Origin of the sequence: Snodgrassella sp. M0351, assembly GCF_016100575.1 — a bacterium.
Taxonomy (GTDB): Bacteria; Pseudomonadota; Gammaproteobacteria; order Burkholderiales; family Neisseriaceae; genus Snodgrassella; species Snodgrassella alvi.
In genome coordinates this window covers 726,289-741,185 of the sequence record NZ_JACFSG010000001.1, presented here as the reverse complement: position 1 = coordinate 741,185, position 14,897 = coordinate 726,289, and the positions used below count along the sequence as shown (strand labels likewise).

The 14,897-nt window shown below is 42.7% G+C and carries 13 protein-coding genes; 7 read left to right on the top strand and 6 right to left on the bottom strand.

Going from position 1 to position 14,897, the window contains the following annotated elements:
* Positions 1 to 60 precede the first annotated feature (60 nt).
* From typA to mfd, 3 genes are all read left to right on the top strand, one after another.
* Positions 61 to 1,875, top strand: a complete 1,815-nt coding sequence (typA, locus tag H3V01_RS03330; protein WP_025330592.1) for a translational GTPase TypA — start codon at positions 61 to 63, stop codon at positions 1,873 to 1,875.
* Between the two features lie 368 nt (positions 1,876 to 2,243).
* On the top strand, positions 2,244 to 2,732 hold the full coding sequence (locus H3V01_RS03325) for a DUF456 domain-containing protein (RefSeq protein WP_025330591.1): 489 nt from the start codon (positions 2,244 to 2,246) through the stop codon (positions 2,730 to 2,732).
* Positions 2,733 to 2,901: 169 nt separating this feature from the next.
* Positions 2,902 to 6,312, top strand: a complete 3,411-nt coding sequence (gene mfd, locus H3V01_RS03320; RefSeq protein WP_198185991.1) for a transcription-repair coupling factor — start codon at positions 2,902 to 2,904, stop codon at positions 6,310 to 6,312.
* Positions 6,313 to 6,479: 167 nt separating this feature from the next.
* On the opposite strand, the gene H3V01_RS03315 is transcribed toward mfd, so the two are convergent.
* From H3V01_RS03315 to glyQ, 6 genes are all read right to left on the bottom strand, one after another.
* Positions 6,480 to 7,178, bottom strand: coding sequence for a M48 family metallopeptidase (locus tag H3V01_RS03315; protein WP_084587065.1), 699 nt, complete (start codon positions 7,176 to 7,178; stop codon positions 6,480 to 6,482).
* A 200-nt stretch (positions 7,179 to 7,378) separates the two neighbouring features.
* The gene (locus H3V01_RS03310; RefSeq protein WP_198185990.1) at positions 7,379 to 8,140 is read right to left on the bottom strand and encodes a lysophospholipid acyltransferase family protein; all 762 of its coding nucleotides are present in this window, start codon (positions 8,138 to 8,140) and stop codon (positions 7,379 to 7,381) included.
* A gap of 6 nt (positions 8,141 to 8,146) precedes the next feature.
* Positions 8,147 to 8,722, bottom strand: coding sequence for a D-glycero-beta-D-manno-heptose 1,7-bisphosphate 7-phosphatase (gmhB, locus tag H3V01_RS03305; protein WP_025330587.1), 576 nt, complete (start codon positions 8,720 to 8,722; stop codon positions 8,147 to 8,149).
* A gap of 8 nt (positions 8,723 to 8,730) precedes the next feature.
* The gene (locus tag H3V01_RS03300) at positions 8,731 to 9,180 is read right to left on the bottom strand and encodes a DUF7832 domain-containing protein (protein WP_180214728.1); all 450 of its coding nucleotides are present in this window, start codon (positions 9,178 to 9,180) and stop codon (positions 8,731 to 8,733) included.
* Between the two features lie 51 nt (positions 9,181 to 9,231).
* Positions 9,232 to 11,295 (bottom strand): glycine--tRNA ligase subunit beta, encoded by a 2,064-nt coding sequence (gene glyS, locus H3V01_RS03295; protein ID WP_198185989.1) that lies wholly within the window; start codon positions 11,293 to 11,295, stop codon positions 9,232 to 9,234.
* Between the two features lie 23 nt (positions 11,296 to 11,318).
* A complete protein-coding gene (gene glyQ / locus H3V01_RS03290; RefSeq protein ID WP_025330584.1) occupies positions 11,319 to 12,236 on the bottom strand; it encodes a glycine--tRNA ligase subunit alpha in 918 nt (305 codons plus the stop codon).
* A gap of 179 nt (positions 12,237 to 12,415) precedes the next feature.
* On the opposite strand from glyQ, the gene trhA reads away from it, so the two are divergent.
* The 4 genes from trhA (at position 12,416) to H3V01_RS03270 (ending at position 14,883) form a co-directional block, all read left to right on the top strand.
* Positions 12,416 to 13,039, top strand: coding sequence for a PAQR family membrane homeostasis protein TrhA (gene trhA / locus H3V01_RS03285; RefSeq protein ID WP_084554337.1), 624 nt, complete (start codon positions 12,416 to 12,418; stop codon positions 13,037 to 13,039).
* A 90-nt stretch (positions 13,040 to 13,129) separates the two neighbouring features.
* Complete coding sequence (locus tag H3V01_RS03280; protein WP_084587072.1) at positions 13,130 to 14,002, top strand: MetQ/NlpA family ABC transporter substrate-binding protein; 873 nt, start codon at positions 13,130 to 13,132, stop codon at positions 14,000 to 14,002.
* Between the two features lie 34 nt (positions 14,003 to 14,036).
* Positions 14,037 to 14,417 (top strand): DUF2288 domain-containing protein, encoded by a 381-nt coding sequence (locus H3V01_RS03275; RefSeq protein ID WP_232332584.1) that lies wholly within the window; start codon positions 14,037 to 14,039, stop codon positions 14,415 to 14,417.
* A gap of 31 nt (positions 14,418 to 14,448) precedes the next feature.
* Positions 14,449 to 14,883, top strand: a complete 435-nt coding sequence (locus H3V01_RS03270) for a type IV pilin protein (RefSeq protein WP_025330580.1) — start codon at positions 14,449 to 14,451, stop codon at positions 14,881 to 14,883.
* Positions 14,884 to 14,897 lie beyond the last annotated feature (14 nt).

The window sequence follows — 14,897 nt, the reverse complement described above, 5'->3', positions numbered from 1 at the left end:
TGTTATAATTCAAGGTTAATTTTCCTTACAAATAGCTAATAAACTAGGTTACACACTCCTATGAGTAAAAAAATTCGTAATATTGCCATTATCGCACACGTCGACCACGGCAAAACCACACTGGTAGACCAGTTATTGCGCCAGTCCGGTACATTCCGTGCCAATCAGCAGGTAGACGAACGAGTAATGGACAGCAACGATCTTGAAAAAGAACGCGGCATTACCATTCTTGCCAAAAATACCGCCATCGAATACGAAGGCTACCATATTAATATCGTTGATACACCCGGACATGCCGATTTTGGCGGTGAAGTAGAACGTGTACTGGGAATGGTTGATTGTGTGCTACTACTGGTGGATGCCCAGGAAGGCCCGATGCCGCAAACCCGCTTTGTTACCAAAAAAGCACTGGCATTAGGGCTGAAACCGATTGTAGTGATCAATAAAATTGATAAGCCAAGTGCCCGCCCGAGCTGGGTAATTGACCAGACTTTTGAACTGTTCGATAAACTGGGTGCTACCGATGAACAGCTCGACTTCCCTATCGTTTATGCTTCTGGTCTGTCTGGCTTTGCCAAGCTGAATGAAGAAGACGAATCTACCGATATGCGTCCGCTGTTTGAAACCATTCTGAAATATACCCCGGAACCAGCCGGTGATGCAGATAAACCTCTGCAATTACAGATTTCTCAGCTTGATTATGATAACTATACCGGCCGGCTGGGTATCGGTCGTATTCTGAACGGACGAATTAAACCCGGTCAGGTAGTAGCTATCATGAATGAAGATAAGCAGATTGGTCAGGGACGCATTAATCAGTTGCTTGGCTTCAAAGGATTGGAACGCATTCCGCTACAAGAAGCGGAAGCCGGTGATATTGTTACGGTTTCCGGACTGGAAGATATAGGTATCGGTGTTACCATTGCTGATCGTGAACAACCTCAGGGGCTGCCCATGCTGAGCGTGGACGAACCTACTCTGACAATGGATTTCATGGTCAATACCAGCCCGCTGGCCGGTACAGAAGGTAAATTTGTTACCAGTCGCCAGATTCGCGAACGTTTGCAAAAAGAATTGCTGACCAATGTAGCCCTGCGCGTTGAAGACACAGCAGACGCAGATGTATTCCGTGTTTCAGGCCGTGGTGAGCTTCATCTGACTATTCTGATTGAAAATATGCGCCGTGAAGGTTACGAGCTGGCTGTCGGCAAACCACGTGTGGTTTTCCGTGAAATTGACGGCGTTAAATGCGAACCTTACGAAAACCTGACTGTCGATGTAGAAGACAATACTCAGGGTGCTGTAATGGAAGAACTGGGTCGCCGCCGCGGTGAACTGACCAATATGGAAAGCGACGGCAAAGGCCGTACCCGTCTGGAATACCGTATTCCTGCACGCGGACTGATTGGTTTTCAGGGTGAATTCATGACCATGACCCGTGGTCAGGGATTGATGAGTCACGTATTTGATAATTACGCACCAGTAAAAGCAGAAATACCCGGCCGCCGCAATGGTGTACTGGTATCACAAGAACAAGGTGATGCCGTAGCCTATGCTTTATGGAATCTGGAAGACCGCGGTCGTATGTTTATCAATCCGGGCGAAAAAATTTACGAAGGCATGATTATCGGTATTCACAGCCGTGACAATGATCTGGTTGTTAATCCGCTGAAAGGCAAAAAACTGACTAATGTCCGTGCTTCCGGCACAGATGAAGCAGTGCGTCTGACTCCGCCGGTACTGATGTCTCTGGAAGCTGCGGTAGAGTTTATCGATGATGATGAACTGGTAGAAATTACTCCGCAAACCATTCGCCTGCGTAAACGCTACCTGAGCGAACAGGAACGCCGCAAGCACTTTAAAAAATTAGATTAATTAAAGTTTATTTGGCACAGGCAGCTTTTTAAAGGCTGCCTTTTTTCAATATCGACTATTTATCTTTAAGAAAAATATTTCATAATAAATAGCATTGTTATTCAATCTGATTATTGTATTGCTATTGAATCATCTAGTCTCAACAAATAACGCAGGTTTATTTATCATTTATATTTTATACAGATTGTCTGTACTGCAACTGCTCACTAATATACAGATACCATGCCAAACTGATAAAATTATCTGTTATTAATCACCGGCTGATTACATATTTTTTATCTACACTACAAAATTTATCCTTGTATGTGAGAACCGCATCCCCCATTTTACTATTCTATATTATGAATTTTATTGAGGACTAATTTGCCATGAATGCAGTATTGGTAATATTGGCTATTGTTTTATTACTCATTGGTTTATTAGGTACATTTATGCCTGCTTTACCAGGTCTGCCTCTCATGTTCGGAGGTGCATGGTTACTGGCATTGAGCAGCAATTATCAGATTATGGGAGCACCCACATTAATTACTTTAGGTATACTGACTTTATTAGGTTGTTTTCTGGATTATATGGCCGGTATGCTGGGTGCTAAACATAGTGGTGCAAGCAGAAGAGCTATCTGGGGTTCTTTTATTGGTGCCATTATTGGCATGTTTTTTGCCTTACCGGGCATGGTATTGGGGCCGCTAATTGGTGCAGCAACCGGTGAATTTATTGCCAGACGCAATCTGGTCGCTGCGGGCAAGGTAGGTTTTGCCACACTGATTGGTCTGGTTGTTGGTGTGGTTGCCAAAATTGGCTGTGCATTTGCCATTCTGATTACCATCGCTGTAATGTATTTGTATTCGCTATATTAATTATTGTTATGTAATAATAGCCATAATTCTGGGACTGTGTCTGAAACTGACTTGTTATTCACCCATTCCAAACAATTCTGTTTCAATTGTCTGCTTATCAGGGCTTGTCTTATCATAGCTTGCCCATAAGTACTGGCAATCAATTTCTATTATCTGTAAAACTAAAATTATGCCCGCTGCTGCTTCATTCGCATTGCCTAAAACCAGACAGACTGTAACCTGGTCTGATTTAAATGCTGGTAGTCTGCCATTATTACTTAGCCAGCATTTACCTGAAAAAAAACTGAAAATTATTTTAACTGCAGATGCTGAACAGGCAATCCGTATTCAGGCAGCATGGCAATTTTTTGATCCTGCTGCACGTATCATGTTTTTCCCGGACTGGGAAACTCTGCCCTACGAACATTTTTCTCCTCATCAGGAGCTAGTATCAGAGCGACTAAGTACATTGTGGCAACTAAAAAACGGACTGGTTGACGTTTTATTGTTACCGCTGGCAACAGCCATGCAAAAAATTGCCCCTCCTTCATTTTTGCTGGGACATACTTTCTGGCTGAAAACCGGGCAGGAACTGAATATTGAAGCATTGAAACACAGCCTGGTTGAAGCCGGCTACAACCATGTTTCTCATGTGGTAGCGACCGGAGAATTCGCCATGCGTGGCGGTATTCTCGATATTTTTCCAATGGGCAGTGACACCCCGTTTCGTCTGGACTTATTTGACAATGAAATTGATACCATCAAAACATTTGATGCAGACAGCCAGCGCACATTAACCACAGTAAATGAAATTCGTCTGTTACCGGCACATGAATTTCCAACCGACAGTGATGCACAGAAAATATTCCGCAGCCGCTTTCGGGAAGAAATCAATAGCGATGCCCGAAAAGCTACTGTTTATAATGCAGTATCTGAAGGACATTTCGGGGCGGGTGTTGAGTATTACCTGCCTTTATTTTTTGAAGAAGAATGCGTCAGTATCTTTGATTACACTGATGATGAAGCCATTCTGGTTTGTCTGGGTGATATTCATCAAGAATCTGCCCGCATCTGGCAGGATGTCAAACAACGCTACATTCTGGCACAGGGCGATCCGGCCTATCCACCTCTGGCACCAGATTATCTTTATCTTAGTGAAGACCAGTTCGGGGCACGTATTAAATCTTATGCGCGTCTTGTTCCGCAAATCAGTGAAAACACTACTTATACGCTGCCAAGTGTCGCAGTAGACAGACAGGCTGATGATCCGCTGCACACATTGAAAAATTTTCTCCAGCAATGGTCAGGACGGGTACTAATTTGTGCAGAAAGTCTCGGACGCCGGGAAACTATGCTCAATTTTATGCGCCAGTACAGTTTACAGCCAGATATTGTCAATAGCTGGCAGGACTTTCTGAACAGTAATTCAGGCTTGTGCCTGACTATTGCACCGTTAAGTTACGGTTGCCTGCTGACAGATCAGCAACTGGCCATTATTACTGAGGCTGATTTATACCAGTATGTTATTCGCGGCCGGCGTACAAGACGCAAGCATAGTGCTGTTTCTGACGGCATGCTGCGCGATTTGGCTGAAATTAAAATTGGTGATCCGGTGGTACATGAGCAACATGGTATCGGACGCTATCAGGGCTTGGTAACACTGGATTTAGGTGAAGGTGCCTGTGAAATGATGCTACTGGAGTATGCTGAAGGTTCTCAGTTATATGTACCTGTTAGTCAGCTCCAGCTTATTTCCCGCTATGCAGGCAGTGCTCATGATAACATCAGTTTGCATAAACTGGGTCATGGAGCATGGGATAAAGCACGACATAAAGCCGCGGAAAAAGCCAGAGATACAGCCGCCGAATTATTAAATCTATATGCTCAGCGTGAAGCCCAGCAAGGCCACCGCTTTAGTCTGAACGAGATGGATTATCAGGCTTTTGCCAATGGCTTTGGCTATGAAGAAACCGAAGATCAGGCTGCGGCAATCGCTGCGACCATAAAAGATTTATGTGCTGAAAAGCCCATGGACAGACTGATTTGCGGAGATGTAGGCTTTGGTAAAACTGAGGTTGCGCTACGCGCCGCTTTTGTAGCAGCAATGGCTGGTAAACAGGTGGTAGTACTTGCACCAACTACACTGCTTGTTGAGCAACATGCACAAAATTTTGCTGATCGCTTTGCAGACTTTCCGATTAAAGTTGCCCAGCTTTCCCGCTTTAATACCAGTAAACAAACACAGGCCACACTTGCTGGACTGGCTGACGGCACAGTAGATATTGTGATTGGTACCCATAAACTGGTTCAGCCGGATGTTCATTTTAAAAATCTGGGACTGGTTATTATAGATGAAGAACATCGCTTTGGCGTACGTCAGAAAGAACAGCTTAAACGCCTGCGTGCTAATGTGGATGTGCTTACACTGACCGCTACACCAATTCCGCGTACATTAAGTATGGCACTGGAAGGCCTGCGTGATTTTTCATTGATTACCACAGCTCCAAGCCGCCGGCTGGCTGTAAAAACTTTTGTTCGTCCTTACAGCGATGGTTTAATACGAGAAGCCGTATTACGCGAACTGAAACGTGGTGGACAGGTGTTTTTTCTGCACAATGAAGTTGATACCATTGCTAACACTTATGAAAAATTAACTACTTTATTACCTGAAGCCCGTATCGGTATCGCTCATGGACAACTGCGTGAACGCGAACTGGAGCAGATTATGCGGGATTTTCTTCAGCAGCGTTATAACGTGTTACTGTGTTCAACTATTATTGAAACCGGAATTGATATTCCCAATGCCAATACGATTATTATTGAGCGGGCTGATAAATTTGGTCTTGCCCAGTTGCATCAGCTGCGTGGCCGTGTAGGCCGTTCTCATCATCAGGCATATGCATATCTACTGATACCGGATGCAATGACCAAAGATGCACAGAAACGTCTGGAAGCCATAGAAATGGCTGATGATCTGGGAGCCGGATTTACACTAGCCATGCAGGATTTAGAAATCCGTGGTGCCGGCGAAATTTTGGGTGAAGGACAGTCTGGTGAAATGATTCAGGTCGGATTTACTTTATATACCGAAATGCTCAAGCAGGCCGTGCGCAATTTGAAGAAAGGCAGAGAGCCGGATTTGGATGCCCCGCTGGGTATTACCAGTGATATTAAATTGCATAGCCCTGCTCTGCTGCCGGAAAGTTATTGCCCGGATATTCATGCCAGACTGGTGTTGTACAAACGCCTGGCAAGCTGTGAAACCGAAGCAGAGATAGACCAGATACTCGAAGAACTGATCGACCGTTTCGGACTTCCCGAACCGGCTGTCTCTACATTGATTGCCAGCCATCATTTACGTATTGAAGCAGCCAGCTTAGGCATAGACACAATTGACGCCAGTAGTGAAGCCATTACTTTTACTTTTGGCAAACATCATCGCATTAATCCCGCAACTATTGTAGCCATTATGCAAAGTGATAAAAACTACCGTCTGACTGGAGCAGATAAACTCAGAGTTAGCATTGGTATTGAAGACGTTATGCAACGTGTCCAGATTATTAAAAACATTATGAAACAACTTGCGGTTGATGCCGGCTAAACTTAAAAATAACAGGTAAGCATTTTTAGCTGACAGCCAAAAATAAAAATCAGCATTTAAAGCTGAATAACAAAAAGCAGTCATACGATGAAAATAGTATGACTGCTTTTTATTTTGTATCAATATTGAAAACAGCCAGAATTTACTGAATTTTCCAGAGTGAGACTTTAGCTGAATTTATCCAGAGCAAACAACTCATTAGCATATTTTTTTAGCCACTTACGAGCATTATCAGCATCAGCACAGTATTCTGCAACCATTGCCCAGAAAGCTTTACCATGGTTGGCATGGCGCAAGTGACACAACTCATGAATACAGACATAATCCACCACATCAGCAGGTGCGCCAATTAATCTCCAGTTCAGACGGATTCCGCTACGCCGGCGACATACTCCCCAAAAAGTTCGTGCCTGACTTAATGTCATTGCCATTGGCTGCAACTGCATTACATTTGCCCAATATTGCAAGCGTAGTAACAATTCCTTTTTGGCACTTTGTTTTAACCATGCTTTCAAAAGTACATAGGGTGACTGTGAATTTACCAGTGGTACTAAAAAGCCATATTGCTTATGCCACTGCACTCTTGTTAGTACGGATATCTGAGTAAAAGGATATGCCTGACCACGAAACCAGATAAATTCAGGTAATGCTGCCGCTATTTTTTCTGATTGCTGCCACAGCTTTTTAATAGCGATTTCATTAACGTTCAGCCATTCAGACAAAGATTTCATTGATACAAATGGCGGAACGTTAATATCCAGTAAACAACCTGATGCAGGACGTACAATAATATTTTTTTTTGCTGTACGCCGTAATTTCAGCCTGATGGTATCGCCATCTGTCGTTGTGTGAAGAAATTCCGACATGACAACTAATCTGTTAAAAATGTAAATAAATTACTATCTGAGACAAGTAGATACTTCTATTAACCAGCACATCATATTATTTATATCCTGTTTCAGATTTAGTCTTAAAAAAAATTAAATAGGCTATCTGTTTATCTGCTCAGGATTCAGCAAAACACTATTTAACAAATAAAAAAGTATCAATATTCAACTAATATCAATTAATGCGGCACAAACGGCGTTGGTACTTGCGGATGCTCTGGTGCAAACGGTCCCACCCCTTGAATTTTTACTTGCTCGGATTCTATCCATTGCTCACAGATTCTGATTAATTCTTCCGGATTATGAGCTGACTCATAATGAATCGGTTCACCAATCACTACTGTTACTTTACCCGGATATTTAAAAAAGGAATCTTTAGGCCAGAATTCGCCACTATTTAATGCAACCGGAACCAGATTCATATGTAGTTCCTGTGCCATTCGGGCAGCACCTTTTTTATAATGGCCACGGAAACCCGGCTTAATTCGTGTACCTTCCGGAAAAATACAAACCCACATCCCCTTTTGTTTGCATATTTTCCCCTGACTGATAATCTGGGCATTTGCCGCTTTAGGGTTTTTACGATCAATACCTATTGTGCCGCGCCATTTCAGTGCCCAGCCAAAAACCGGTATACGAAAAAGTTCACGTTTAGCCACAAAGGCGAGATCAGGGAAAAATACCAGCATGGCCAGCGTTTCCCAGCCGGATTGGTGTTTACAGCACACAATTCCGGGTTCGCGCGGAATATTTTCCCGGCCGGTTACTTCGTATTTCAATCCGATAATGTGCTCCAGCATCCAGAAAAGAGTTTTTCCCCATACAGTGGTTGTCCATGTAACCCCTTTTGGTACCAGCATGGAAACAATTACTACCACCAGCCAGATTAATGAAAATACACACAAACAAAACCAGTAAATCAAATTACGCAACAACAGCATGTTATATTATTCCTCGGCTGCCTGTTCAGCCAGAGTACGACAATATTTGGCAAAATCCAGCAAATCATCGTACACCTGAGTATCTTCCGGCAATTCTTCCATTTTTAATGTTTCCTTGCCTTTACCGGTTAAAACCAGTACAGGATGACCGCCAATTGCGGCAATTGCCTGCATATCGCGAATACCATCTCCGACAAGCCAGGTATTTTCTGCTTTCATATGCAGACGATCCAGAATATCCAGCAGCAAACCCGGTTCAGGTTTACGACATTTACATTTAGCATTACCGGTATGCGGACAAAACCAAACCCCGCTTAAGCGGCCGCCAGCTTTCTGTATATGAGTATGCATTTTGCTATGTACTTCATTCAACTGCTGCATACTGACCTGATTACGCCCGATACCAGACATATTTTCCGCCACAACAACGGTATAACCACTTTGAGTCAGAAAGGCAACAGCATCCATACTACCCGGTAAAGGTAGCCACTGATCAGGATCGCTGATGGGCTGTGGTTGCATAACATTCAACACACCATCGCGATCCAGTATGATTAATTTGCCTTTTCCATTCAATGCCATAATTAACCTTATTGCACCGGCTTCAAACTTTGCCGCCACTGAATCAAAGCACTATCAAATACGCCATCAAGTAAAGACTGATTTTCATCATTAATTTCTACATGATAAAAACTTTGCAAGGCCGGCGTATTTAATGTTTGCACATAATCTTCCATAAAACGACCATAGCCCTCATCTTCATCTTCATAGTAATAAAGTGAAAACCGTCGTCCTTCATCATTAAAATCACTGTCTTCCAGACAACCGGCCATATTATTCAGAACAAATTCAGCTCCGCTCATAACCTGGGCTTTCAGTGCTGCCATATCTTCTTCTGCAGCTTCATCCCATTGCGGATTATATAAACCCCGGCGTACAGCCCATGACCAGTAATAACCCATATGTGTAGCAGCATTAGCCAGTGACAACGCAGGCGGATAATCTTCTTCTGTATGGAATACTATATTATCAAATATCATAATTTAGCTTTCATCCACTATTTAAGAATGAGCAGAAATGTCTGCTATTATTTACTCACTTAATAAGGCAATATCGGCCACAGCATTCATCTGCTGCGATAAACACAGTAACAAAGCCAGACGGTTATTTTTAACTGCTTCATTTTCATCCATTACCATCACATTAGTAAAGAATGCATCCACTTTTTCTTTAATCCCGGCCAGCTCGGTTAATGCCTGAGCAAAATCCTGCCGTTTCAGCACAGCTTGAATTTTTTCTGCAACCTGCTCAGTTGCCTGATAGAGCTGTTTTTCATCCTGCTGCTGCAAAAGATCTGGATTAACAGCGGATAAAGCAGAAATATCGGCTTTTTTCAGTAAATTGTGAACACGTTTATTAGCTGCAATCAGTGCAGTAGCTTCATCCAGATGTTTAAAGCGAGTTACTGCGGCAAGTCTGGCTTCCAGCTCACCTAAATTTTCTACCTTACCGGCCAGTACAGCAGCCACCACATCCTGTGTAAAGGAATTCTGTAACAGAATTGCCAGTCTGGCCTGCATAAACCCGGCCACCTCACTGACAGTATTTTCAGCCAGTCTGCCTGAAGCAAATGTATCAAATGCTGCCTGTAATAATGGCATCAATGCCAGATTATGCTGCATCAGCATTCGTAAAATACCCAGTGCACTGCGGCGCAATGCATACGGATCTTTATCCCCGGTCGGAATAAGCCCGATACCCCAGATACCGAGCAAAGTTTCCAGTTTATCTGCCAAAGCAACCACTGTACCAGTTAAATTGTCCGGTAAAGCATCATTAGCAAAACGCGGCCAGTAATGTTGCTCAATTGCTACAGCAACATCAGCATTTTCACCATCATGCAAAGCATAGTATTTACCCATAATTCCCTGTAGCTCAGGGAACTCCCCTACCATGTCGGTCAGTAAATCAGCTTTAGCCAGCTCAGCAGCACGTACGGCCTTATCTACATCAGCATTAAGTAGCGGTGCAATAGCTTTTGCCAGCTGAGTAATACGCTGAACCCTTTCTGCAACACTACCCAGCTTATTGTGATATACCACGTTCTGCAGACGAGGCAGACGACTTTCAAGAGTCGTTTTCTGATCCTGACGGTAGAAAAATTCGGCATCTGCCAGACGGGCTCGTAATACACGCTCATTTCCATGAATAATATGTACCGGATTTTCTGTTTGCAGATTAGATACCAGCAGGAAACGATTAATTAGTTTGCCATCACTGTTTAACAGCGGAAAATATTTCTGATTTTGCTGCATGGTTAAAATCAGACATTCCTGCGGCACTTGTAAAAAGCGCTCATCAAAACCCGCCTGTAAAACTACTGGCCATTCAACCAAAGCTGTAACCTCATCCAGCAAGCCTTCTGCATAGGCTACTTGAGCATGAAGTGCATCAGCCGCTACAGTTAAACCCTGCTCAATACGGGCTCGGCGCTCGGCAAAGCTGGCTACTACTTTACCCTGCTCCAATAATACTTTTTCATAATCTGAAGCATGGTTAAAAATAATTCTGTCTTTACTCAGAAAACGGTGACCTAAAGTCCAGTTCTGGCTGTTTAATCCCAGGACACTGCCAGTAACCGTTTCATTACCATGCATCATCACCAATCCATGTACAGGACGGACAAAAGTAAAGGTACTGCTACCCCAGTGCATCACTTTCGGAATAGGCAGTTTTTTGATAGATTGATTCAATATATCGCTTAACAAGGCATTCAGTGGTAAACCGGCCTGAGTATATTCATAGGCAAATACCATTTGTTTGCCATCATTAATCTGGCTAAGCTGACTGATTTCTACCTGATTACTGCGGGCAAATCCCTGCAAAGCCTTGGTAGGCTCACCATCTTTCATACCCGCTGTTACACTGGGTCCTTTTTTCACAATTTGCTGGTCTGCCTGCACCGCTTTAACATTTTGCACCAGAACACCCAGCCGTCTGGGTGCAGCAAATACCTGATAATCAGCCACACCACTAATCAGCTGTGCCTTTTCCAGACCCTCAACTACTCCGGCGGCCAGACTTTCACCCAGATTATTCAGTGCCTTTGGCGGCAATTCTTCAGTACGCAGTTCAATTAATAAAAGAGCATTCATGCAAGTATTACTTTCATTCAGTTTCAGGCAGTCTGATTAGTAGTATTTTTATTCAGTAACGGAAAACCAAGTTTTTCACGGCTTTCTACATATTTTTGTGCAACTGCACGGCTTAAAGCACGAACACGGCCGATATAAGCAGCTCGCTCGGTTACAGAAATAGCACCACGTGCATCAAGCAAATTAAACGTATGTCCTGCCTTAAGTACTAATTCATAGGCTGGTAATGCAAGACTGATATCCTCTACAGCCAGCAGACGTTTAGCTTCGGTTTCATAATAATTAAACTGTGCCAGTAACCATTCTGCATTACTGAATTCAAAATTATAAGTAGACTGCTCGACTTCATTCTGATGATATACATCACCATAGGTGACAATCCGACCGTCATGAGTTTTAGCCCAAACCAGATCATAGACATTTTCAACACCCTGCAGATACATTGCCAGCCGCTCAATACCATAGGTAATTTCACCCAATACAGGCGAACAGTCCATACCGCCTACCTGCTGGAAATAAGTAAACTGAGTCACTTCCATACCATTGAGCCAGACTTCCCAGCCAAGTCCCCAGGCACCCAGAGTCGGATTTTCCCAGTCATCTTCAACAAAACGGATATCATGCTGACAGGGATCTATACCCAGTTCCTGTAAAGATGCCAGATATAACTCCTGAATATTATCAGGAGCAGGCTTCAGAGCGACCTGAAACTGATAATAATGTTGCAGACGATTTGGATTTTCACCATAACGCCCGTCCTTAGGACGACGTGACGGCTGCACATAGGCTGCAAACCATGGTTCCGGCCCCAGTGCACGCAAACAGGTTGCCGGATGGCTGGTACCCGCTCCTACCTCCATATCCAATGGCTGTAACACCACGCAGCCCTGTTTAGCCCAATAGTTTTGTAATGTAAAAATAATTTCCTGAAAAGTCAGCATGACGAGAAATTTCTGATAGTCTGCAAAATTATCTATTTTACTGTGCTTGTAAGCAGTTGAACAGCCATAGACCTGCACGCGGATAAATACCGGCACAATAATAAAAATAAAAAACACTTGCACCTTTAGGGCGCTAGTGAAACGATAGTCATCTCACAAATTACTTTAGCAAGCAAAATATGTATCGCGGTGAACGCTTTAATGCGTACTCTCATTTTATCGGTTTTATTCTTGCCATTACAGGCACCGTATTTTTATTAATTAAATCCGCTATGTACGGAGATGCTTACCGTATTGTCAGCTCAGCCATTTATGGTGCCAGTCTGATATTCTTATATGGTATATCTACACTTTATCATTCAATTTATTCTCATCGGGCCAAAGCGGTGTTACAAAAATTTGATCATTGTGCGATTTATCTGTTAATTGCAGGCAGTTATACACCTTTTACCCTTACCACATTACACGGAGGCTGGGGCTGGTCAATTTTTGGCATATCATGGGGACTGGCAATATTTGGTATTATTCAGGAAGTGACTATCGGACGTAAAAGTGAAACCCGTATCCTGTCATTAGTCCTGTATCTGATTATGGGCTGGCTGATTATTGTTGCTATTTATCCGTTGATTCACCGGATGTCTGCACCAGGGCTATTCTGGCTGACTGCCGGCGGTCTTGCATACAGCATCGGCATATACTGGTTTATCAATGATGAGAAAATCCGTCATGGACATGGTATCTGGCATTTATTTGTTTTGTTGGGCAGCCTGGCCCAGTATATATGTGTTTACGCCTATATCTGACTGTACCTATATCTGACTGTAATAGTAAAGAGAAAACAGTATCAATATAGTCAATATCCGTTTCAATTTTTAAAACATAAAAAAGAAAGAATCATAGTGAAAAGTTATCTGAAATTCCTGTTATTAAGTCTGTGTATCCTCACTCTGGCGTCCTGTAGCGGCGAAAAAACCACTCAATCTGCAGCTTCCACTGAACAAAATAAAAAAGAAATTATTATCGGCACTACTGTAGGCGATTTTGCCGATATGGTCAGAGATCAGGTAAAACCAGAACTGGAAAAGCAGGGATATCGGGTACAATTACTCGAATTTACTGATTATGTGCGCCCTAATCTGGCATTAGCAGATAAATCTATTGACATCAATATTTTCCAGCATAAACCCTATCTGGATGATTTTGCCCAATCACGCCACTTAAATATTATGCCGGCATTTCAGGTTCCTACTGGTCCGCTTGGAATATATGCCGGCCGGATGCATGAACTGAGTGCAGTAAAAGAAGGCTCCAGTGTTTCTGTACCCAATGATCCGTCCAATCTGGCACGTGCTCTCGTTATGCTGGACAAGCTAGGCTGGATTACCCTGAAAACCGATATTAATCCTCTTAAAGCTTCACTTGCCGACATAGCCGGTAATAATAAAAACATCAAACTGGTACCATTGGAAGCTGCTCAATTACCTCGTTCGCGTCATGATGTTGATTTTGCAGTGATCAATGGTAATTTTGCGACCAGTTCTGGCTTAAAATTTACATCTGCCCTGTATCTGGAACCCGGCTATACTTATGTTAACTGGTCAGCAATCCGCACTGCTGATAAAGACAGCCAATGGGTAAAAGACATAACAGCCGCATATAATTCAGCTGCATTTAAACAATATGCATTCAAGCGCTTTGCCGGCTATAAGTACCCTGAATCATGGGGTATTCAAGCTACTCAACCCGCATCCGCACCGGCAAAATAATTAAATTAATTAATCATGAGCAGGCATTCCGTATATGAATTTAAAACGGAATGCTTTTACAAATAATGTTTATCTACCCATGCATTCGAATAATCTTACTTCAAGCCATCCTCTGCCATTAGAACAGAAACTCAATCTGGAAACTGCCCGTATCAACTGGCATGAACTGCAAACTCACTTTGCCCGGGGTGTTTGCATATATATTGCACCAGAACTGGATTTGGTCAATATAGCCCACATGATAGCTACTGATAACTCTGCTGCCATTGCACTTTTGATTCAAGAAGGTAAAATTGGTAAAGTAAACGATATAATGGCACAACAATATTTTGATTGTAACCAGCCGATGTGGGCAGTAGTTGTCAGACCATATGTACTGGTACAGCCTGACCAAACTATTGTTGAAAACAATTGATCATAAGCATTGATAAAAGAAAGAGAACGTGATGCGACGCCACACTTATGGTTTTACTATTATTGATTTATTGATTACTTTGGCTATTATTGGCATACTCGCTGCAATTGCCTATCCCACATATCAGAATTATGTGATTAAGGCACGAGAAGAAAATGTCAGAGCCGACATGTCAGAAAATATTAGCTTATTAGAACGTTATTACTCCTTGAATAAAACATTCAATACCTATACTGATGCTCAGCTGACCAAAAAAAGAAGCGAAAAATTCTTTACTATTACGGGAGATTATAAAGAAAGTAGTTATACTTTGACAGCCACACCAACTGCGGCAAATTCAGGAGAAACCAAAAATGTTGTCTATAATTCTGTAGAAGGGTGGTCACTTTGTAAAAAAGATACAAGTAAAGATAAAGATGATACAAGTGAAAGTAAAGATGATAAATATATTTGCGAACCCTTTTAAAATTTCTGTGAAAT

Bases quoted from the DNA above. Each gene is read 5' to 3' on its own strand.
- typA (WP_025330592.1), top strand. From the start codon at position 61: ATGAGTAAAAAAATTCGTAATATTGCCATTATCGCACACGTCGACCAC.
- glyS (WP_198185989.1), bottom strand. From the start codon at position 11,295: ATGAATGCTCTTTTATTAATTGAACTGCGTACTGAAGAATTGCCGCCA.
- H3V01_RS03310 (WP_198185990.1), bottom strand. From the start codon at position 8,140: ATGCTGTTGTTGCGTAATTTGATTTACTGGTTTTGTTTGTGTGTATTT.
- trhA (WP_084554337.1), top strand. From the start codon at position 12,416: ATGTATCGCGGTGAACGCTTTAATGCGTACTCTCATTTTATCGGTTTT.
- H3V01_RS03275 (WP_232332584.1), top strand. From the start codon at position 14,037: ATGAATTTAAAACGGAATGCTTTTACAAATAATGTTTATCTACCCATG.
- H3V01_RS03270 (WP_025330580.1), top strand. From the start codon at position 14,449: ATGCGACGCCACACTTATGGTTTTACTATTATTGATTTATTGATTACT.
- H3V01_RS03325 (WP_025330591.1), top strand. From the start codon at position 2,244: ATGAATGCAGTATTGGTAATATTGGCTATTGTTTTATTACTCATTGGT.
- H3V01_RS03300 (WP_180214728.1), bottom strand. From the start codon at position 9,180: ATGATATTTGATAATATAGTATTCCATACAGAAGAAGATTATCCGCCT.
- gmhB (WP_025330587.1), bottom strand. From the start codon at position 8,722: ATGGCATTGAATGGAAAAGGCAAATTAATCATACTGGATCGCGATGGT.
- mfd (WP_198185991.1), top strand. From the start codon at position 2,902: ATGCCCGCTGCTGCTTCATTCGCATTGCCTAAAACCAGACAGACTGTA.
- H3V01_RS03315 (WP_084587065.1), bottom strand. From the start codon at position 7,178: ATGTCGGAATTTCTTCACACAACGACAGATGGCGATACCATCAGGCTG.
- glyQ (WP_025330584.1), bottom strand. From the start codon at position 12,236: ATGCTGACTTTTCAGGAAATTATTTTTACATTACAAAACTATTGGGCT.